Source organism: Rufibacter sp. JT20002 (assembly GCF_056491185.1).
Genome location: NZ_JBSZJY010000003.1, coordinates 115,244 through 136,270, shown reverse-complemented (window position 1 = coordinate 136,270; position 21,027 = coordinate 115,244). Strand labels below are relative to the sequence as shown.

Sequence of the window (21,027 nt, the reverse complement as noted above, 5' to 3'; positions counted from 1 at the left end):
GTTTGCTATTCATTGAGAAACAATTATAAAATTTATAATTAAGATACTATTTAAAGCTTCCCCTAAGCCATTTTCTAAATAGTTATCTCAGTAAGCCTTGATATTTGAGTTTAAACCTTGGTTTTCCCCCTATAACCGAGGCTATACTATATGACATTTACAACAAAATTTATTAATAACACAATTTTACAAGCACAGGTATGGGACATCCTCTACACTTAGGCAAGAGCTTTCTACTTGCTTTCTTATTGATTTTAACAGCTTACTATGCTGAAGCGCAAATAACAGTAACTGCAACAGGTGGGACAAACATCTCAGCCGATAAAGCAGCGAATGCTCCAGGAGGAGGCTCCTATACGATCCTCAACAACATTGTAATTACAGAAACAGCAGCAAATGCTTTTACAACTCCACAATCAAACACTACTTTAATACTAAGCGCGCCGGCAGGTTGGCAATTCAAGGCAAACACGGGAACTGTTAGTCGAGACAATGGGAGAGACATTGGGGCAGTCTCTTTATCAGTGACTTCTTCTACCATCCAAGTAACCTTGAGTGTAAGTGGAAACACAAAAATAGATGTCTTAACAATCTCCGGTATTCAGGTACAAGCCACAACAGGAAACAATTTACCTTCTGGGCAGATATATAGGGCATCTGGAGCAACTGGAGGTACAGCTACAATTACCGGAATAACATCTACTACTATTTCGAACGGCAGCGGGGGCACAAGCTTCGGCACCCTTTCTCAAATTCCTGGGAATGCCACAAAATTAGTTTTTACTACGCAACCTCCCTCTTCTGTAACTTACGGATCTGTAATTGGTTCTCCTGTCGTGCGCACCCAAGATCAATTTAGCAACTTTACCACAGCTAATCTTGGAACTTCTAAAACTGTAACAGCAGCTCTCAATCCAGAACCAGGAACTGGAACCTTAACCCAAAACATTGGGACAGCAGGAGGTAATGGAACGGTTACATTTGCGAACCTTCAGGCTTCAAGTGCCGGCCCCAACAAAACAATTATAGTCAGCGCTTCTGGACTTACATCAGCAACAAGTACACCCTTTGAGGTTCTAAAGAAACCAGTTACTCCATTATTTACAGCAGATGATAAAATTTATAATGGAGACATCACAGCAACTATCAAGTCAAGGTCTCTGACTGGAGTGCTAGCTACAGATGCTGCTAATGTAATCCTAATAGGAGGCACGGCTACATTTAAGGATAAAAATGTTGGTAATGGGAAAGTGGTAACTGCAACCAGTTTCAGCTTAGATGGAACTGCAGCTGGTAATTATAGCATATCGGCAACTGAAACCACAACAACTACCGCCAATATCACAGCCAAACCACTTACCCTAACGGATGCTTCGGCAACAGGTAGAGTGTACGATGGCACCAATGTGGTTGACATTACAGGTTCTTTAAACGGGGTAATTTCTCCAGACAATGTCTCTCTAACTGATAAAGGTACTTTGGCCTCTAAGAACGTGGGCACTCATTCAGTGACATTTATCGGCTTGACAGGAAATGACGCGGGCAATTACACTGTCACAGTACCAACAAATCTTACAGCCACTATATCACCTAAAGAACTTACTCTTACAGGAACGGTTGTCAAAGAAAAAATATACGATGGCACAAAAGAAACAGACATCACAGGCACTCTAGAGGGCATAATTTCACCTGATGACGTTAAATTAGGGAAAGCTAGCCTCGCTTCAAAGAACGTGGGCACCCAGGCAGTTACCTCCATCAGCCTCACCGGTTTAGATGCTGTCAACTACTTCCTTTCCACGCCTGACAATCTTTCTGGAATCATCACTCCTAAAGAACTTACTGTCTCTGCGGTAGGTCAGGACAAAACATACGATGGTACTGCAACTGCTACCGTTACATTAACCACCAACAAGATTTCCGGTGATGATGTAGTGGCAACGTATACCTCTGCTGCATTTGCAGACGAGAAAGCAGGCAGTAATAAAACTATTACTGTGACTGGTATCACCTTGAGTGGAAGTGACATGGCGAACTATAAGTTACCTGAAGAAACCACTCTCACCACCTCTGCTACCATTAGACAGAAGGCCCTTACCATCGCAAATGCTTCGGCAAGTAATAAGGAGTACGATAAAACAAATACTGCTACCATCAATGGTACACTAGATGGCATTGAGGGAGATGATGTAGTTACGTTAACTACTTCCGGAACTTTTGCCAGCGTAAATGCAGGAGAGAACATTGCTGTTATCTCCACAAGCGCAATTTCTGGAGCAGATGCACTCAACTATACCCTTACCCAACCAACCGGATTAAGAGCTAATATCACGAAACGGGCACTTACTTTATCCGGCGCGAAGGCAGAGGACAAAACTTATGACGGGAACAGAGACGCTACCATCACAGGTACACTTATAGACATCCTGCCTGGAGACATAGTTACAATGGATGGCAAAGGCACTTTTGCTACTGCTAATGCTGGCCCCAACGTTGCCGTTACCTCCAATATAACCTTAGGTGGAGCGTCAGGAGCCAACTACTCTCTCACTCAACCCACAGGTTTGACTGCCAACATCACCCCTAGAGCACTTACTATCGCTAATGCAGCAGCAAGCAACAAACCTTATGATGGGACCAATACGGCTACTATTTCAGGAACCTTGTTTGGTGTTATCCCGGCAGATATAAACAATGTTACTCTAACTAGAACAGGCACATTTGCCTCAGTAAATGTAGGGACCAACATTGAAGTGACCTCCACCAGTACCTTAAGTGGGACAGCATCTGCTAACTACAGCCTAACCCAACCAACTGGGCTTAGGGCAAACATCACTTCCAGAGTTTTAACCCTTAGCAATATTGCCGCAAACGACAAAGTGTATGATGGAAACAAAAACGCTACTATTAGTGGCACCTTAACTGGTATTATTGGTAGCGAAGAAGTAATATGGAGCGGCTTGGGCACTTTTGCCTCTGAGGATGTAAACCGACAAAATGGTACTCGCACTGTATTACCAATGAGCGTTACTTATAACAGTAGTTCTCTAACTGGAGCAAATGCCGGCAACTATACTTTTGCTCTTCCTAGCCCTATGCCTGCACTTTCTGCTAAGATCACTCCTAAAACTTTGACCCCTGTCGTTTCTACGACGTTAGAAAAAGTATATGACGGGACTACCTTGTTCAGAACAACAGCAGCCAATTTAGAAGGTGTTGTTCCTCTTGATCACGTTGAACTTTACATCAATTCCCAATCAAGCGTGGTAACGGATGGAACTCAAACCCTCACTTTATCTATCGGATCTACTGACAAGGACAACTACGACCTATTCCCCACCACAATTACAGTCAATGTAAAAATCACCGCCAAACCTTTAACCATAACCGCACGAGGGGTGAACAAGGAGTATGATGGCAACGATAATGCATCAGTGACCTTCTCAGATGACAGAGTGGCGGGAGATGTCCTTACAATAACTCACTCTTCGGCTAAATTCAATGACAAGCATGTAGGAAATGGCAAACCAGTTAGTGTACTTGGTTTAACTATAGGTGGTGCCGCTGCTGGTAACTACTCTCTGGTTAACGCTAATTCCGCGGCCTCAACTACTGCCAACATCACTCATAGAGCCTTGACTGTAAAAGGAATCACTCCTGACTCAAAAGTGTATGACGGTAATGCAAATGTTACTGAATTTACTGGAGTAGCTGAACTAGATGGTCTAATACCTAACGACAATGTTGTATTAGGCGGTACGCCAACTGGTACTTTTGACAGCAAGAATGTTGGAACAAGAACAGTAACGGTAACAGGTTTTACCCGCACAGGAACTGACATGGGCAACTATACCTTTACCCAACCAACAGGTCTAACAGCTAGCATCACCAAAAGAGACATTACGGGTACTTTCAAAGCCTTCAATAAACCTTACGATGGCAATAAGATTGCCACAGTAGAGTCTCGTTCTTTAGTGAACCCTATCGCAAATGATGCTGTAACTTTAGATGGTGGTACCGCTACTTTTGAGTCAGCAGAACAAGGCACTCATGAGGTAACCTTAACCGGAGCTTCATTAGGAGGAAATGATAGAGGCAATTACAATTTAACATCTGTAGCCACTACTATGGCCACCATAGAAAGACCCCTACCTGTTTTGTTGATAAGCTTCACTGCAAAAGCCCAGAAGAACGGAGTTGCGCTTAACTGGACCACTGCTGCTGAAAAAGACAATGATTACTTCCAGGTAGAGCATAGCGTAGATGGGAAGAATTTCGCGGCCGTTGGCAAGGTGAAAGGAAATGGAAACAGCAATGTGCGCCAAGATTACAGCTTCCTGGACGGCAAAATTGTAACCGGAACTACTTACTATCGCCTCAAGCAGGTAGACACAGATAGCAAATACGAGTACAGCAAAACCATTGCCGTGCAAACGCAAGCAATAGCTGCCTCTCAGGTACAGATTAAGGCGTATCCAAACCCAACACCTGATGCGGTTAACTTGGATCTGACCCAGTTAGCTTCTTCTGATGTGAACGTTAGAGTATTTAACTTGGCGGGACGTTTGGTGAAAACATTCAACATCACCGGAGGCAAGGTGCAAAGCCTTGACCTGGCCAACCTAGCAGTAGGCACCTACCTGGTAAAAATCTCCGGTGAAGGCTTTGAAACCGTAACCCGTGTAGTGAAACAGTAATACCTCACTTGCTTAGCTAAAAAGGAAAGGGTGCTCACAAGGCACCCTTTCCTTTTTTCAGGCGATTTCCCAAAGCAGGCTCCAAACGCTACTCTTATCTTTACAGCACTACCTCCTTCATTTCATAAGACTAGAGCTAGGTACTTCAAACAGAAAGGAGAAGCCTCTGACTATAGAGACTTCTCCTTTCTGTTTGAAGCATCAAGTAGGCTTAGGGTTTTCTACTCCTCGTCATCTAGGTAGTAGTCCCCCTCATGCCCCTCCGCCGATTCGTCACTGAAACGGGTAATATCTTTCATGAAGTTGTCATGGATTTCCTTGATCTTAGGTGAGGCGCCCACGTGTTTCTTCAGGATTTTGGCAATGTTGCTGGCCTCTTCCAGGTAGAACATATCCTCCGTGGCCGTGCCCAGCTTATCGGTGTCCACTTGCAGAAGCTCCGCTTGCAGGTCCATCAGTTTAGGGTCATCCTCCCCGTACATGATCAGCGTGCCGTGAAGCTTGCTAAGCATCTCATTGAACAGTTCCCCTTCATACGGCAGGTTCACTTCCTCGTCATCGTCTGCACCAAAGCCGCCTCTGCCTCCTATCACGTCATCATCGTCATCATCGTCAAAGGAGAACTCATCATCAAAATGGTTGCTGTTGAGATCATCCTCATCGTAGCCATATTCATCATCGAAACTGCCGCGTGGTGCCATACTGTTTATCTTTAAGCTGTCAATAATGTTGTTTGCCCTTTTCTTAGTTTGTCTCCTTTTTACGTGTCTGTTTTAAAAAGTGCCCGACAAATAGGCAAAACTTTCCTGTTTGTTTAGCGTTGAGACAAGTCGCACAAAAATAGGGTAAAAACCAAGTTTTACTACTGTCAGCAGCACAACAGAACCGTTCCCGATATTTTCTTTGGTTTTTATCTTTAGGGGTTGGTTATCCCAAAGAGCCCAGCGTATATCCAACTTCACTACTAGTTAAACCGGCCTATGACTTCCCCGCAGCAATTAGAGTCCCTGGTTCACCAGCAAAAAGCATATTTCAACTCAGGAAAGACCCGTTCTCTGGATTTCAGGTTAGAAATGCTGCGCCGTCTGCAGAAAGCGATTGAAGCAGAGGAGGAAGCCATTATTGCGGCCTTGGCGGCGGACTTTGGAAAACCTCCCTTTGAAACCTACGCCACTGAGATAGCCATCCTTAATTCTGAAATAAAATTCATGCTCCGGAATCTGGCCAAATGGATGAAGCTGCGGAAAGTCAAGTCCAGTATCGTGAATTTTCCTTCCAATGATGCTATCCTTCCCGAGCCCTACGGAGTTTCCTTAGTCATTGGGGCTTGGAACTATCCGTTCCAACTCACCTTGTCTCCCTTGCTTGGCGCCATTGCCGCAGGCTGTTGCGCCATCCTAAAGCCCTCTGAATTAACGCCAGCCACAAGCCAGCTAACCACCCGGCTGATTCAGGAACACTTTCCGCCTGAGTACCTTACAGTGGTACAAGGCGGCCCTGAGGTGAGCCAATCCTTATTGGAACTTCCTTTTGACAAGATCTTTTTCACCGGCAGCGTTCCGGTTGGCAAGATTGTGGCGCAGGCGGCGGCCAAACAATTGATTCCGGTAACATTGGAGTTAGGCGGCAAAAGTCCCTGCCTGGTAGACGAAACTGCTGATCTGGAGACTGCCGCCAAGCGCATTGTTTGGGGGAAATTCCTGAATGCCGGACAAACCTGTGTAGCTCCTGACTATCTGCTGGTACAAGAAAACGTGGCCGGGCACCTACTGGAACAACTGGCCCGGACCATCACCCAGTTTTACGGAACCACTCCCATTAATAGCCCAGATTTCGCCCGCATCATCAATGACCGGCATTTTGCCCGACTGACAGGTCTGTTGGAGGAAGGTCATGTTTACGCCGGTGGCGACACAGATGCCGCTACCCGCTTCATTGGGCCAACCCTACTTTCTAACGTCACTTGGAAGCACCCCATCATGCAAGAGGAAATCTTTGGCCCTTTGTTGCCGGTGCTCACCTTTAAAACCCTGCCCGAGGCCATAGAACAGGTAAATGCCCAGCCCAAGCCGTTGGCGTTGTACTTCTTCTCTCAGGACGGGAAGGCCAAAGAGAAGGTGTTGACCCAAACCTCTTCGGGCGGTGTGTGTATCAATGATACTATTTCGCACCTGGCCAATCCGTACCTGCCATTTGGGGGAGTAGGCACCAGCGGCCACGGCAATTATCACGGCAAGGCCAGCTTTGAGGCGTTCTCCCACCATAAAAGCATTTTGATGAAACCCTCCCGCCCCGACCTACCCCTTCGGTATCCGCCCTACAGAGAAAAATTGGGCTGGCTTAAGAAAGCGTTTAAATGGTTGTAGGCTATTTATAACAAGACGAGCGTTTAGGGCCTGTTTTCTTTGAAACAGTTCCTAAACGCTCGCAAGGAAAAGTGAGCCCCGGCTTATTTCTCCTCGGGCTTGATCATTTTAATGTGGTCAATGCCGTCTTCATCATACACATCGCTGGACTGCACAAACCCAAACCGCTCATAAAACTTTTTGGCGTACAGTTGGGCCCCTATCTTGATGGCTCCCGGCCCAAAAAGACGGTACGTTTCCTCAATGGCTTTCTGCACCAATTGTTGCCCTACCCCGGATCCGCGCACAGCGGCACTGGTAATGATGCGCCCAATAGATAACTCAGGGTAAGAAATGCCGGTCGGTAGAAGCCGGGCATAAGCCTCTAAGGTGGTACCTCGGTAGAAAAGCAGGTGGTGGCATTGATCATCTAAACCATCGGGGTCCAGGTAGACACAGTTTTGCTCCACCACAAAAACGGCACTTCTCAACTGCAGCAAATCATATAACTCCTTTGGAGACAGGTCTGCAAAAGCTTTGGTAAGAATAGTAAACTCCATAGTCTTGCGAAACTACCCTTTCGTTCTAAAAGGTCCAATTAATCTTTCTAGTGAGGCTTCGTTAACCTTCTTATTTAAGAAAACTATCTTTCCTATGCCAACGTTTGCATAAAAGTTGATATATTTATTTGCGAAGTAAAAAGAGTATGTGTAACTTAAGTGTTATAATTACACTTATAATCTTCCTACCATGATCATCTCTGGAGAAAAGTCACGCGTGCCAGGAAGCAAGGAAGAGAAACAGACCATAAAATTGATATGCAAACAGAAGTAAAAGAGACGATGCAGCTAGAGGAGCTGGAGCAGGTGGCCAAGCAGGTACGCCGGGATATTGTGAGAATGGTACACGGTTGCCAGTCGGGTCACCCGGGTGGCTCCTTGGGCTGTACCGATTACCTGGTAGCCTTATACTTCCGGATCATGACGCACTCCCCGGAGTTCAACATGAACGGCGAGGGCGAGGACTTGTTCTTCCTGTCAAACGGCCACATTTCTCCGGTTTGGTACAGTGTGCTGGCTAGAGCAGGTTATTTTGACGTAGCCGAGCTGAAGACCTTCCGGAAGCTGGATTCCCGCCTGCAGGGCCACCCTACCACGCACGAAGAATTACCCGGCGTACGCATCGCCTCAGGCTCACTGGGCCAAGGCTTATCTGTAGCCATTGGGGCGGCCTTGACCAAGAAGCTGAACAACGACCCAGGCCTGGTGTTCACGCTGCACGGCGATGGCGAGTTGCAGGAAGGCCAAATCTGGGAAGCCGCCCTTTTCGCCCCGCACAACAAAGTAGACAACCTCATCTCTACCATAGACGTGAACGGCCAGCAGATTGACGGCCCTACTAACAAAGTCTTGGATTTAGGAAATCTGCGCGCCAAATGGGAAGCCTTTGGTTGGGATGTCATGGAAATGAACGGCAATGACCTGGCCAACGTGATTCAGACATTGGAACTGGCCAAGACCAAGGCGTACAAAGGCAAACCTATCATGATTTTGATGCAAACCAACATGGGCCACGGCGTGGATTTCATGATGGGCTCGCACAAATGGCACGGCGTGGCTCCAAACGACGAGCAATTGTCGTTGGCGCTTGGCCAGTTGACCAGCAACCTGCAGGATTACTAGTCTCTTTTTAACCGAAGTTTAACTTGAAACCTTTTAGGGCCATTTTGCGGCAAACTGCTCCAAAAGGCTCTTCTGAAAAGGCTTCCTCAGACCTCATTCAAATGAAAAAATATACTTATACAGAATCAAAAGATACCCGTTCTGGCTTTGGCGCGGGGCTGGTTGAAGCCGGCAGAAAAAACAAAGATGTGGTAGCGCTGTGCGCTGACTTAGTTGGCTCGTTGAAGATGGGCGATTTCATCAAGGAATTTCCTGAGCGTTTTGTGCAGGTGGGTATCGCCGAGGCCAACATGATGGGTATTGCGGCGGGTATGACCATCGGAGGCAAGATTCCGTTCACCGGCACGTTCGCCAATTTCTCCACCGGCCGGGTGTATGACCAGATCCGTCAGTCCATTGCCTATTCAGACAAGAACGTGAAAATCTGTGCTTCGCACGCTGGGCTTACCCTGGGTGAAGACGGAGCCACGCACCAGATTCTAGAAGACATTGGCATGATGAAAATGCTGCCCGGCATGACTGTCATTAACCCCTGCGACTACAACCAGACCAAGGCCGCTACCATGGCCATTGCCGAGCACGAAGGCCCGGTGTACCTGCGTTTCGGGCGCCCGGTGATTCCGGTGTTCACGCCTGCTGACCAGGAATTTGTTATTGGCAAGGCTTGGATGGTGAGCGAAGGCACCGACGTGAGCATTTTTGCCACGGGTCATTTGGTATGGGAAGCCATTAAAGCCGGTGAGAAACTAGCCGAGATGGGCATTTCTGCCGAGATCATCAACATTCACACCATTAAACCACTGGACGAGGAAGCCGTTCTAAAATCGGTGGCGAAAACGGGTTGCGTGGTAAGTGCCGAGGAGCATAACCGTCTGGGTGGTCTAGGAGACAGCATCGCGCAGCTATTAGCCAAGAACACTCCCCTTCCTATGGAATACGTGGCCGTGAATGACTCTTTCGGGGAGAGCGGTACGCCTGAGCAACTGATGAAAAAATACGGCTTAGACGATGACCATATTGTACAAGCGGTGCAAAAAGTCTTAGAGCGCAAAAAGGCATTAGCCAAATAGCGCATTAGGTGGTTGAGACATCCTCTTCTCGCCGCCAGAATAAAAAATTAACAAGGATCTAGGGAAAGGCGGGCTCTTCTGGAGCCCGTTTTTTTGTGGCGTCCGTATTGCTTACTTCACTTATATTTTGCTTGCATGAATACCCCCAAATACAAAGCTTTTCTTTTTGACATGAACGGTACCATGATCAATGACATGGATTTCCATACCAAAGCATGGCACCAGATTCTGAACAATGATTTACAGGGCTCCTTCACCTGGGATGAGGTGAAAACCCAGATGTACGGCAAGAACAGCGAGGTGCTGGACCGGTTCTTCGGGGAGGGCCATTTCTCTCAGGAAGAAGCAGACCGGCTTTCCATTGAAAAGGAGAAAATCTACCAGAAAGAATACATCTCTCACATCAAACTGATCAAGGGATTAGATACTTTTCTAGAGAAAGCAAAGGCGCACAACATCCAGATGGCCATTGCCACCGCCGCCATCACATTTAACATAGACTTCACGGTGGATAACCTGAACATCAGGCACTATTTTGATGCGCTCATCAGCGCCGATGACGTCACCAAAAGCAAGCCGCACCCCGAGACATTTCTGAAAGCCGCCGAAGAACTTGGCGTAGCTCCTGCCGAATGCCTGGTGTTTGAGGACGCCCCCAAAGGAGTGGAGGCCGCCCTAAACGCGAACATGGACTGCCTGGTCATCACCACCATGCACGACCAAGCAGAATTCCCGGCCTATGACAACATCGTCGGGTTTGTGCAGGATTATACAGATCCATTGCTGGAGGAGTTGTTTACCGGTAAGGCAAAGTAGCAAGTAGCTGCTCTCGCGCTGGTTTTCAGAAAACAGCCTGAAAGCAGGTTGCCCCCTCGCCATTCTTTCTACTATTCCCTCGCTGGTGCGAGCTTGTAGCTGCGCTTTCATGTTACCAAACAGAAAACAACAATGCGTGCGGACACGAGCTGCAAGCTCGCGCCAGTGAATCCCCAGACGAGGATTTACTTACAATTGTATTACTTTCCTTTCTTCAGTCATTTTTAGAAAGAGATTGTGGCCAAACCAGAAAAGCCGCTATCGCTTAAAGCCAGATTTTAGCAAAATAGGCTTTAAGCGATAGCGACTTTTTTCTATCCAAACAAGCTGTTGGTGAACTGCACTTTGATGCCCAACTGAAAGTCACTAATGGTTTTGAAGATCTCCTTGAGGGTCACTTGTTCAATTTTGGTGAGGCTCTGGATATCCAGGTAATTGTCTGGCTCACTCTTGTCGTGCATGATCTGGCTGGCCTGTTTGCGTAACCTGAGTCCCATCAGGTAATAGTAGGATTGCAGCAGTTCCTGGCACTGTTTCTCGGTGAAGACGCCCGCCGCGGCCAACGCTTCAATGCGCTCACCGGTGTTGGTTTTGAAGATGCGGTTCTGCAAAGCGTACACCCGAACCAAGTCCACAATGGGCGTCATGGCTTTCTTAATGTCAAACACCTGCTGAGAGCCCACGGTAAAAGTTCTGATGTTCTTAAAGAACGTCAGTGGCGGTTCGTACTGCAGGGCGTTGTTGGCCATGTGGAAGAAAAGCCGCGGCATGGGTTTCTGCAGTTCCTCATCCAGGAAGGAAACCAGTTCTTTCATGATGGCCCCGTCGCCGTAGATGAAACGACAGTCAAAGAAGGTAGAGAACTGGATAGCCGTTTCGGGCACTATCTCCTGCATCCACTCATGGTAGTTGCGTTTCCAGTGCGAGAGCGAGTGGGTCCATTTAGGGTTTTTGGCCATGTAGCCGCCCGTGCAGAAACTGAAGCCAATGTAGTCCAGTTTCTCAGAGACCATTTCGGCGAACTTCAGGAAGTATTCGCGCACTAGCTCGCGTTGCTCGTTGGCTTTGTCTTCGTACACAATGGCGTTGTCCTGGTCGGTTTTGAGGGTTTGCTCTTTGCGGCCCTCGCTGCCTAGTACCATGAACACAAACTTAGCCGGGGCCGGACCGCAGATGGCAATCACTTCTTCAATCACTTTCTGGGCAATGGTATCGGCCACGGTGGTAATCACCTGGTTGATGATCTCGGGCTTGGCGCCGCGTAGCAGCAGCTGCATCACAATCTCGGGTACCCGTTTCCATTTATCGCGCAGTTCATGGCCAGAGCGCGCCAGCTTCACCGATTGGATGAACACAAAGGGCGACTGGGCCTGGTCACTCAACAGCTTGCTCCGGCTGATCATGCCAATGTACTGCCCCTGGTCTTCAATGAGCAGGTAACGGGTTTTGGTCCGGAACATGAGCAGGATGGCTTCATACACGTAGGCGTCCTTCCGGATAGACACAATAGGGTTGTCCATGATTTCCTTCACCTGCCCGCGCACGTCTTCCTGGGCTGCCACCACATTGTCGCGCAGGGTAATATCGGTGATGTAGCCGGCAATGTGCCCCACCTCATTCTTCACGAAAAGGCAGCTGGTTTTGTGCTCGGCCATGATTCGGGCTGCCGTGTAGATGGGCGTACTACTGCTGCAGGTCACAATGTCCCGGTACTCCACGCTTTCAATACGGCGTGAATAGAGTTGATCGGTGGCGATGTAGTTTTCCTCAAAAGAAGTGGGCCGCTTCACAAAATGGGCGAACTCCTCGTTGAGCATCCGCATTCCAAACTCCTGCGAGAAGTAGTGCAGAAATCCTTCGTTGGCTTTGGCCAAGGCCCGGAAGTCTCTGCGGTGCAGAAAATACACTACCGTTCCTTTTTTGGCGATGACGGTGCGCAGCGATTTCTTGCGGTTGAGCAACATGGAGATGCCGCCGTAGCAATAGCCCGCCCCGTGGCGCTCTAGCACGCGTTTGTTTTGGGCCGTGTCATAGAAAAACGACTCATATTCGCCTTTCACAATCAGGTCCACGCCTCTCAATTTGGTGGCTTCCTGATGGTAAATGAGGGTGTCTTTAGAGTAGGAGACCTCCTCCAGTAGCTCGCTCACCTCCAACAACACATCGTCACCTAAAAGATGGAACGGCTTTACGCTCTTTAGAAATTGCAGACGGTCGTTCATAGCCAATAAAAAAGGAAAAGGATGAAAAATAATGCGCCAATCGCCATTAAAAGCCACATGGGAACTGAGATTTTGGCTTTAGGGCGCTTCTGAGTAGAATATCGGTTTTCCTGCTGCCGGTTGATGGCGTTCTCTGTGATCACCTGCCGCTGCTTCAGCTCAAAAAAGCTTTGCGCTGTGGCCCGGGCATCTACCACCGCATTGTGCTGGTTTTCTAACGTTTGATGAAAGAGGTGCGCGTAGAGCTCACCTAGCCGCAGATACTTTTTCCGGGGCAGATGGGTCAGGCCTTTTGAAGCGATCATGGTGCAGAAAACGGGCAGGTTCTCAAACGGACTGGGAAGGTTCTCGCGGTAAAAATCGGCGCTCAACACATGGAAGTCAAACTGCATAAAATGCCCGATCACCATAGGGTTAAACCGTTGCAGATCTTCCTGAAGCAAGAGCAGCACTTCCCTCCTGCTTTTCCCGTGGGCATGCAGAAACTCCGGCGTTAAGGAATGCACCTCAATAGACGAAGGGCTTACCTCAAAGCCTTCCGGCCTGATGTAATGGTTCTCGGCTTTTACCTCCTGCCCTTCTTTGGTGTAGACAAACCACGCCACTTGAATGGTATGTGGCCAGTTTTCCTCCTCAGAGTAGGGCACGTCCCAGTTCTGGGGCAGCCCGGAGGCTTCTATGTCTATAAAGAGCAGGTGGTCTTTCACTTGGTTGGGTATACTATGCTTGGGGAGGTTCTGTTACAGGTTGTTCTTTCAACCTGTTTTTAGAAAAGTAGGCTTTTAATGGGCGGCCGCCTTAAAGCCCTGTCATTAACATCCTTGCTTGAAAAGTACTGCAAATCGGCTTAAAAACGTGAAGAGCGGACAGGTTAGCGTCCGCTCTTCACGTTTTTCATAGGTTTACTTTGTACTACCAGAACCGCACGTACAGCGCCGTTACCAGCAACAGCGTAATCACGATCAGGAACAAGGTGGAGTTAGACACTTTGAACATAGAGGTATCCAGTTCAAAAGCTTTGGGGTTCACCTTAGGCCCGGCCAAACTGAGCAGGATCATCACAATCATGGTAAACAGGAAAGCCAAGCCCATACAGATCAGGAACGGGATCTCAAAACCGCCTTTGCCGTTAGGGTACGCCGTGTACAGGAACGTCTCATTCCCGAACCAGGTTGGGGCATAGTTATTGAAAACCACTGATAAAATGAAGCCGGTGAAAAGACCCGCGATGGCAGCCGTACCGGTGGTGCGTTTCCAGAACATCCCCAGGAAGAACATGGCAAACACACCCGGGCTGATGAACCCGGTGTACTTTTGAATGAAGGTAAATCCACCCTCGCCGCCAATGCCAAGCAAGTCATCCCAGGTCAGGAAAATGGAGAACAGCATGGAGGCCACAATGGTGAGTTTCCCTACCCAGATCAGTTTCTTCTCGCTGGCGTCTTTGTTGATGTATTTGTTGTAGATGTCCAGGGTAAAGATGGTGGAGATACTGTTGGCTTTACCGGCCAAGGAAGCCACAATTGCAGCCGTTAAGGCAGCCAGAGACAACCCTTTCATACCCGTAGGCAAGAAACCCAGAATAGCGGAATAGGCGTTATCGGCGTTGAAGTGCCCGCCCGGAGCCATCTCTTCCTGCAAGGCGCCATTCTTGTACAGCACATAGGCGGCTATGCCCGGCAGCATCACAATCACAGGCATCAGCAGCTTCAGAAGACCGGCAAACAGAATACCGGTACGGGCAGTGTGCAGGTCGGCACCCAGGGCGCGCTGGGTAATGTACTGGTTACAGCCCCAGTAGTTCAGGTTCACGATCCAGATACCGGCGAAGTACATGGCAATGCCCGGCACCATGAGGTACCTGTTGATTTCCTCCTGCGGGGCACCCGGTGCAGGCTTGTCAAAGATCATGTGGAAGTGGTCTGGCGAGTCTTGCAGCAATTTGTTAAAGCCGGCAATCACGTCATTGCCCAAGCCAAAGTGACTGCTCACCAGGGTTAAAGCGGTATAGGTGGTAGCCAGACCGCCCAGGATCAGAACCGTTACCTGGATTACATCGGTAAACCCGATTACCTTCATCCCGCCCAGCGTGATAATTACCGCAAATACTGCTAGCAAAACCATGATGAGGTGGAAATTCTCGCCCCCTGCCAGATTACTGATGGCCAAGGCCCCCAAGAACAAGATAGAGGTCAGGTTCACGAACACGTACAAAAACAGCCAGAAGATAGCCATGATCAAACTGGTGGTCTGGTTGTACCGGTTCTGCAGGAACTGCGGCATGGTGAAGATCTTGTTCTTCAGGTACACCGGAATAAACCAGACGGCCACAATAATCAAGGCGATGGCGGCAATCCACTCATAGGCCGCTACGGCCACGCCCACAACAAAGCCGTTCCCGCTCATCCCAATAAACTGCTCGGCGGAGATGTTGGAGGCGATCAAGGAAGCCCCAATAGCCCACCAGGTCAGAGAGCCCTCGGCCAGAAAGTAATCCTTGCTGTCTGACTCGGTGTTCTGTTTTCGGCGGTAAATCCAGTACCCGTACCCAGAAACAATGATGAAGTAGACTACAAAAATGGTGTAATCAATAGTGGAGAATTTGCTCATAGAATGAGGTTAACCCGAAATAGGAATTTAGAAACCGGATAGAAAAAGGCCTCTCCACGGGTATCAGCAGAGAGGCTTTGTTTTTTTAGAAGTTCTTCTGGTAGTACATTTCGCTCCAGCGAAGCTCGTTTTTGAGTTGGCTCAAGGTAGTGTCTCTGCCAATGACTACGCACTCAATGCCGGCCATCTCGGCGAAGTCGCGCAACTGCTCCGCGCTGATGTTCTGGCTATAGCACGTATGGTGGGCACCACCGGCTAAAATCCAGGCGGCGCAACCAGTTTTCATGTCTGGAAGCGGTTTCCAAAGCACGCGGGCTACCGGCAGGTTTGGCAAATCGTTCTGCGGCTCCACGGCTTCTACCTCGTTCACGATCAACCGGAAACGGTTGCCCATGTCTACCACCGATGCGTTCAAAGCCGGGCCCGACCCTGCGTTAAACACCAAACGTACCGGATCGGCTTTGCCGCCAATGCCCAGCGGATGGATCTCACAGGAAGGTTTGTCTACGGCTAATGCCTCGTCTACTTCCAGCATGTGCGAGCCCAGTACCAATGAGTTATTCGGGTCAAAGTGGTAGGTGTAATCTTCCATGAAGGCGTTGGCACCCGGCAAGCCGCTGCCCATTACTTTCATGGCGCGTACCAAGGCGGCGGTTTTCCAGTCACCTTCGCCGGCAAAACCGTAACCATCGGCCATGAGGCGCTGCACCGCAATACCCGGCAACTGCACCATGCCGTGCAGGTCTTCAAACGTATCAGAGAAGCCTTTATAGCCCCCTTTCTCTAAAAAGGTGCGTAACCCGATCTCAATCTTGGCTGCCTCTCTGAGGGAAGCACGCTGCTCCCCGCCTTCGCGCAGGCCTTCAGCTACGTTGTATTTGGTTTCGTATTCCTGCACCAATTGGTCAATGGCCTGGTCGGTCACCTCGTTGATTACCGCCACCAGATCGCCAATGCCGTGGGTGTTCACCGCGAAACCAAACTTCAGCTCGGCCTCCACTTTGTCACCTTCGGTTACGGCTACGTAGCGCATGTTGTCGCCAAAACGCACAAACTTGGCACCTTGCCAGTCAAACCAGCCGGCGGCAACGCGGCACCAATTGTTGATCTCCTGAATCACTTCAGGGTCTTGCCAGTGGCCTACTACTACTTTGCGCTCAATGCGCATCCGCGATACCATAAACCCGAACTCACGGTCACCATGGGCGCTCTGGTTCAGGTTCATGAAATCCATGTCAATAGAGTTCCACGGAATGTCGCGGTTAAACTGGGTGTGCAGGTGCAGCAACGGTTTCTTCAGGATAGACAGACCTCTGATCCACATTTTGGCGGGCGAGAACGTGTGCATCCAGGTGATAACCCCAATACAGTTTTCGGCAACGTTGGCATCCTGGCAAACCTTGAAGATTTCCTCGGTGGTTTTAACGGTGGGTTTGAAGACAATTCGTACCGGAATCTGCTCAGCGCTGTCTAATCCTTTGACAATCTCCTGAGAGTGGGCGGCTACCTGGTTAAGGGTTTCCTCGCCGTATAGGTGCTGGCTTCCGGTAATGAACCAGACTTCAAATTGTTTTAAGTCAATCATAGTATGGGGTTTTAAGGCAAGTTTTTCCCTGGAGGCAGGAAAACTCACTCATGGTTTGTTTCTGGTATTTTGGTTCTGCTACTGCCCGTAGTAAGAATCTGGGCCGTGCTTTCTTTCAAAGTGTTTCTTGATGAGCGAGTCTTTCAGACGCGGTACCTGCGGTCTGATCTGCTCGGTCAGGAACGCCATGCGGGCAATCTCTTCCACCACGGCGCTGTTGTACACGGCTTTCTTGGCGTCTTTGCCCCAGGTGAACGGCGCATGGTTTCCTACCAGCACCATTTCCACCTCCTGGTAACTCATGCCTTTTTCCTGCAGGTAATTCATGATCTGGAAACCGGTCTCGTACTCGTAATTGCCTTGGATCATGGCATCGTCCATAGGCGGAGCGCAGGGCACGTCGGTGGTAAGGTGATCGGCGTGGGTGGTCCCATAGATAGGAATGTCCCGTTGGGCCTGGGCCCAAGCAGTGGCGTAGGTAGAATGCGTGTGCACAATGCCGCCAATGTTCTCCCAGTGCTTATACAGCACCGCATGGGTTTTGGTATCAGACGAAGGCCGCAAAGAACCCTCAACGGTGTTGCCGTCAAAATCCACGATCACCATTTTCTCCGGCGAAAGGTCCTCGTACGGTACACCGCTGGGTTTGATGGCGAAAACACCTTGTCCTCTGTCCACGGCACTCACGTTCCCGAAGGTGAATAAAACCAGCCCTAGTTTGGGCAATTGCATATTGGCCTGGTAAGCCTCTTCTTTGATGTGTTGGTAAGAACTCATGTCTGTTTATCGGGCAACGCCTTGCAGTTCTTCCTGCGTTTGGTTTTCGGTTCTGGTTTGTCCGTCCTGAGCGGGGCTGCTTACCTCTGGAAGGTCAGAAAGCACGGCTAAATTGGCGGAGGCACTGTGGCTCTCCAGGAAGTCGCCCAGTTGGGTGTATTTCTGATAGCGCTTGGCGTACAGGTCTACCTTCTCTGGGTTAGGGAAATACTCTAAGTCAAACCCCTGCCCCATGGCGGCCATAGCATCTTCTACTCTTTCGTAGAGACCGGCAGCGGTAGCCGCGAACATGGCCGCCCCAATAGCGCAAGTCTGCTCTGACTTATGAATCCGGATGGGCATGTTCATGACATCGGCCATCATCTGCATGATGAACGGTGACTTTCTGGCCACACCGCCTAACCCGATCAAGCCCTTCACCGGCACACCTTGCTCGTTGAAGCGGTCTACAATCTTCTTGGCGCCAAAGCAGGTGGCCTCTACCAACGCTCTGAACACGCGCGGTGCGTCACTGCCCAATCCTAAACCAGAGATGGCTCCTTTCAGAACCTGGTTGGCATCTGGCGTGCGGCGGCCGTTAAACCAGTCAATGGCAAACTCGTTATTCTCTGACAATGGAATTTGATCAGCGGCCATGCTCAGTTCGGGGATGATCCTGGCAGAAACTTCCTCTACCAATGCTTCGGCTGTGGCGGCATCAATAACTTGGGAATTCGCCAGCAGGTTCTGCAAAGGCCACAGCAAAATTCTTTTGAACCAGGCATACGTATCGCCAAAAGCTGACTGACCGGCTTCTAAGCCCATCATGCCTGGGATTACGGAACCGGGCACCTGGCCGCAGATACCGTTTACCAGGGTGCTTCCTATTTCATCCAAGGGAGCTACCAGCATGTCGCAGGTAGAGGTTCCCATTACTTTGCTCAGGTGGTAAGGCTCAATCTGACCTCCTACTGCCCCCATGTGCGCATCAAACGCACCTACGCCAACTACCACATCGGTTGACAAGCCCAGGCGTTCTGCCCACTCGGGGCTCAACTGGCCTGCTGGCTGGTCTGAAGTATAGGTATCCTGGAACAAGCGGGAAGTGAAACCATCCAGCACTGGGTCCAGGGAAGCAAAAAAGTCATTTGGAGGAAGTCCGCCAAACTCGGCGGCCCACAGGGATTTATGCCCGGCAGAACACACGCTGCGTTTCATGGCATCAGCATTGGTACCGCCGGTTAACAGGAACGGAATCCAGTCGCAGTGCTCTACCCATGAGTAGGTAGCCTCGCGTACCTGGGCATCTGCGCGCAGTACGTGCAGCAACTTGGCCCAGAACCACTCAGAAGAATAGATGCCTCCCACAAACTGCAGGTAGTTGGTGTCAAACTTAGTGGCATGCGCATTGATCTCGGCGGCTTCCTGTACGCCAGTATGATCTTTCCAAAGCACGAACATGGCGTTAGGGTTCTCTTCAAAACCCGGCAGAAGCGCCAGCGGTGTCCCTTGCTGGTTTACCGCCACCGGGGTAGAGCCGGTAGTGTCTACCGAGATGCCTTTTACCTGACCGGCAATAGCGGCGCCCCCTGCTTTCTGCAGACATTCTTTGATGGTTTTCTCCAACCCCTCAACGTAGTCCAAAGGATGTTGTCTGAATTGATTTTCAGCCGGAATACAGTAAGCTCCTTTGTTCCAGCGGGGATAGTTGAACACAGAAGAAGCTACTTCCTCCCCGTTCCGGGCATTTACCAAGACCGACCGTACTGAGTCTGATCCGTAGTCTACACCAATCACAAAAACATCTTGCGCCATATCTATTTTTATTGATGTCAAATTAACGCTTATATAAACATAGCCAACTATTTAGCCGCTAACTTTTATTGATTTTAAAAATACACTTACCTAAGAAGCCTTTCTTTTACAAGTATAGCAATAAGTTTTTAAAAATGTTATTATGACACTTAATTTAATTTTAGAACCTGCCCACCTGAAAACACAGGCCTTGCATAGGGCTCAACTTTTTTACAAAACATCCCTTGTTCACGCAGCAACTCCCGTTTAAAACCCGATTTTGTGAAACTGGGCCTTAAACGGGAGTTGTTCTGATTGCCTTCAAAAGAAGAAGTTAAAAAAGGGAAGCCATAGGTCTCTCAAGGCCTTGAAATCAATCAGATTAGATCAAAAACTTCTCTGGGTTGGGAATGAACTTGAGGAAGGCCTCAAAGTTATCATAGTACTTCTCTTTGTCCAGTTTGAAGTAAAAAGCGCCCTTTCTGGAGTTCTCCTTGTCTTTCTCCTCCTGCCTGATGAGCAAACCTGTGGAAAGCACTTTCCGGCTGAAGTTGCGTTTGTCAAAGGTTGTCTCGTACAGCTTCTCGTAGAGGGTCTGGAGTTTGGGAAGCGTAAATTTCTCGGGCAACAACTCAAACAGAATGGGATGCAGAGCCGCCTTGTAGCGCAAACGCATTTTCGCCATTTCCACCATGCGCTCATGGTCAAAGATCAGGTTGGGCATCTCGCTTAGCAGAAACCACTCGGCGTGGTAATCAGAGCTTAGCTGGGCCTCGTATTTCTGGATATCAATCAGAGCGAAAAACGGTACCACAATGGTGCGCTCCACGGGGTCCCGTTCTGGGTGACTTTGCGCCGGGATCTGCTCCAGGTATACTCCCTCCAACCCCGTTAACTGTTTTAGAACGCGCTGGGCACCTTCTTCCAGGCTTTCATCGGCCTGCACAAAACCGCCCATCAAACTCCATTTGTGTTTTTCGGGCTCAAAGCCCCGCTGGATCAACAGCAGTTTGAAGTTCTCTCCGTCAAATCCAAATATGATACAATCAACCGCAACAAGAATCCTTGTCTGGCCCGAATACTTCATCATTTCACTAAAACATTTAAGCTCCTATTTACCAACGTTGGCAACAACAGGAACCAAGATTTTTATTCAATTAGCGGGAAAGTGGCAAACCATGGCTCTTCTTTGTAATGCCCTTTGGTTAATCAACCTAAATCCGTCAACCGCCCAGTATTTTCACCTTCTTACGAGACGGCAAATAAAGGAATAGTAACCAATATTCAAGCGATAATACTCTGCCGCCATAGGATCCATTTCAGATTAAAGATGCTACCGTCGATTTGAAAGGGCAACTCAGGCGTTATAGGGCCATTTTTTAGAAAATAGGTTTAAAAAGGCTTTCCAAAGGAAATGAAAATCCCCGAAAACTGTCTGGAAAGGAGTTCA

General features: G+C 49.0%; 14 protein-coding genes. 5 read left to right on the top strand and 9 right to left on the bottom strand.

All coding sequences use genetic code 11. From position 1 onward, the window contains the following. The first annotated feature begins 200 nt into the window (after window positions 1-200). Entirely contained in the window at window positions 201-4,697 is a 4,497-nt protein-coding gene (locus tag ACW9SV_RS14420) for a beta strand repeat-containing protein (RefSeq protein WP_479557479.1), read from the top strand. Between the two features lie 221 nt (window positions 4,698-4,918). Here ACW9SV_RS14420 and ACW9SV_RS14415 read toward each other — a convergent pair whose 3' ends face one another. Next, window positions 4,919-5,398, bottom strand: coding sequence for a hypothetical protein (locus ACW9SV_RS14415; RefSeq protein ID WP_479557478.1), 480 nt, complete (start codon window positions 5,396-5,398; stop codon window positions 4,919-4,921). 279 nt (window positions 5,399-5,677) lie between these two features. Here ACW9SV_RS14415 and ACW9SV_RS14410 point away from each other — a divergent pair, with 279 nt between their 5' ends. After that, the gene (locus ACW9SV_RS14410; protein WP_479557477.1) at window positions 5,678-7,063 is read left to right on the top strand and encodes an aldehyde dehydrogenase; all 1,386 of its coding nucleotides are present in this window, start codon (window positions 5,678-5,680) and stop codon (window positions 7,061-7,063) included. 83 nt (window positions 7,064-7,146) lie between these two features. Here the strand turns inward: ACW9SV_RS14410 and ACW9SV_RS14405 are convergent, their stop codons facing one another. After that, a complete protein-coding gene (locus ACW9SV_RS14405; protein ID WP_479557476.1) occupies window positions 7,147-7,602 on the bottom strand; it encodes a GNAT family N-acetyltransferase in 456 nt (151 codons plus the stop codon). Between the two features lie 258 nt (window positions 7,603-7,860). On the opposite strand from ACW9SV_RS14405, the gene ACW9SV_RS14400 reads away from it, so the two are divergent. The 3 genes from ACW9SV_RS14400 to ACW9SV_RS14390 all read left to right on the top strand — a co-directional run bounded on the left by ACW9SV_RS14400 (window position 7,861) and on the right by ACW9SV_RS14390 (window position 10,610). Further along, entirely contained in the window at window positions 7,861-8,724 is an 864-nt protein-coding gene (locus tag ACW9SV_RS14400) for a transketolase (RefSeq protein WP_479557475.1), read from the top strand. A 101-nt stretch (window positions 8,725-8,825) separates the two neighbouring features. Beyond that, window positions 8,826-9,794 (top strand): transketolase family protein, encoded by a 969-nt coding sequence (locus tag ACW9SV_RS14395; RefSeq protein WP_479557474.1) that lies wholly within the window; start codon window positions 8,826-8,828, stop codon window positions 9,792-9,794. A gap of 135 nt (window positions 9,795-9,929) precedes the next feature. Then, window positions 9,930-10,610 carry an HAD family hydrolase gene (locus tag ACW9SV_RS14390; protein WP_479557473.1) on the top strand — a complete coding sequence of 227 codons (681 nt, stop codon included), beginning with the start codon at window positions 9,930-9,932 and terminating at the stop codon, window positions 10,608-10,610. Between the two features lie 314 nt (window positions 10,611-10,924). Here the strand turns inward: ACW9SV_RS14390 and ACW9SV_RS14385 are convergent, their stop codons facing one another. The 7 genes from ACW9SV_RS14385 to ACW9SV_RS14355 form a co-directional block, all read right to left on the bottom strand. After that, window positions 10,925-12,832, bottom strand: coding sequence for a DUF294 nucleotidyltransferase-like domain-containing protein (locus ACW9SV_RS14385; protein WP_479557472.1), 1,908 nt, complete (start codon window positions 12,830-12,832; stop codon window positions 10,925-10,927). After that, window positions 12,829-13,539: a 3'-5' exonuclease gene (locus tag ACW9SV_RS14380; RefSeq protein WP_479557471.1), complete on the bottom strand. Its 711-nt coding sequence runs from the start codon at window positions 13,537-13,539 to the stop codon at window positions 12,829-12,831. The genes ACW9SV_RS14385 and ACW9SV_RS14380 overlap by 4 nt, the downstream gene beginning before the upstream one ends. A gap of 205 nt (window positions 13,540-13,744) precedes the next feature. Next, a complete protein-coding gene (locus ACW9SV_RS14375) occupies window positions 13,745-15,442 on the bottom strand; it encodes a sodium:solute symporter family transporter (protein WP_479557470.1) in 1,698 nt (565 codons plus the stop codon). 85 nt (window positions 15,443-15,527) lie between these two features. Beyond that, window positions 15,528-17,027 carry an L-arabinose isomerase gene (gene araA, locus ACW9SV_RS14370; RefSeq protein ID WP_479557469.1) on the bottom strand — a complete coding sequence of 500 codons (1,500 nt, stop codon included), beginning with the start codon at window positions 17,025-17,027 and terminating at the stop codon, window positions 15,528-15,530. Between the two features lie 78 nt (window positions 17,028-17,105). Then, window positions 17,106-17,804: an L-ribulose-5-phosphate 4-epimerase gene (locus ACW9SV_RS14365; protein ID WP_479557468.1), complete on the bottom strand. Its 699-nt coding sequence runs from the start codon at window positions 17,802-17,804 to the stop codon at window positions 17,106-17,108. Window positions 17,805-17,810: 6 nt separating this feature from the next. Beyond that, window positions 17,811-19,598 (bottom strand): ribulokinase, encoded by a 1,788-nt coding sequence (locus tag ACW9SV_RS14360; RefSeq protein ID WP_479557467.1) that lies wholly within the window; start codon window positions 19,596-19,598, stop codon window positions 17,811-17,813. A gap of 361 nt (window positions 19,599-19,959) precedes the next feature. Further along, entirely contained in the window at window positions 19,960-20,667 is a 708-nt protein-coding gene (locus ACW9SV_RS14355) for an NUDIX hydrolase (RefSeq protein WP_479557466.1), read from the bottom strand. Between the last annotated feature and the right edge of the window lie 360 nt (window positions 20,668-21,027).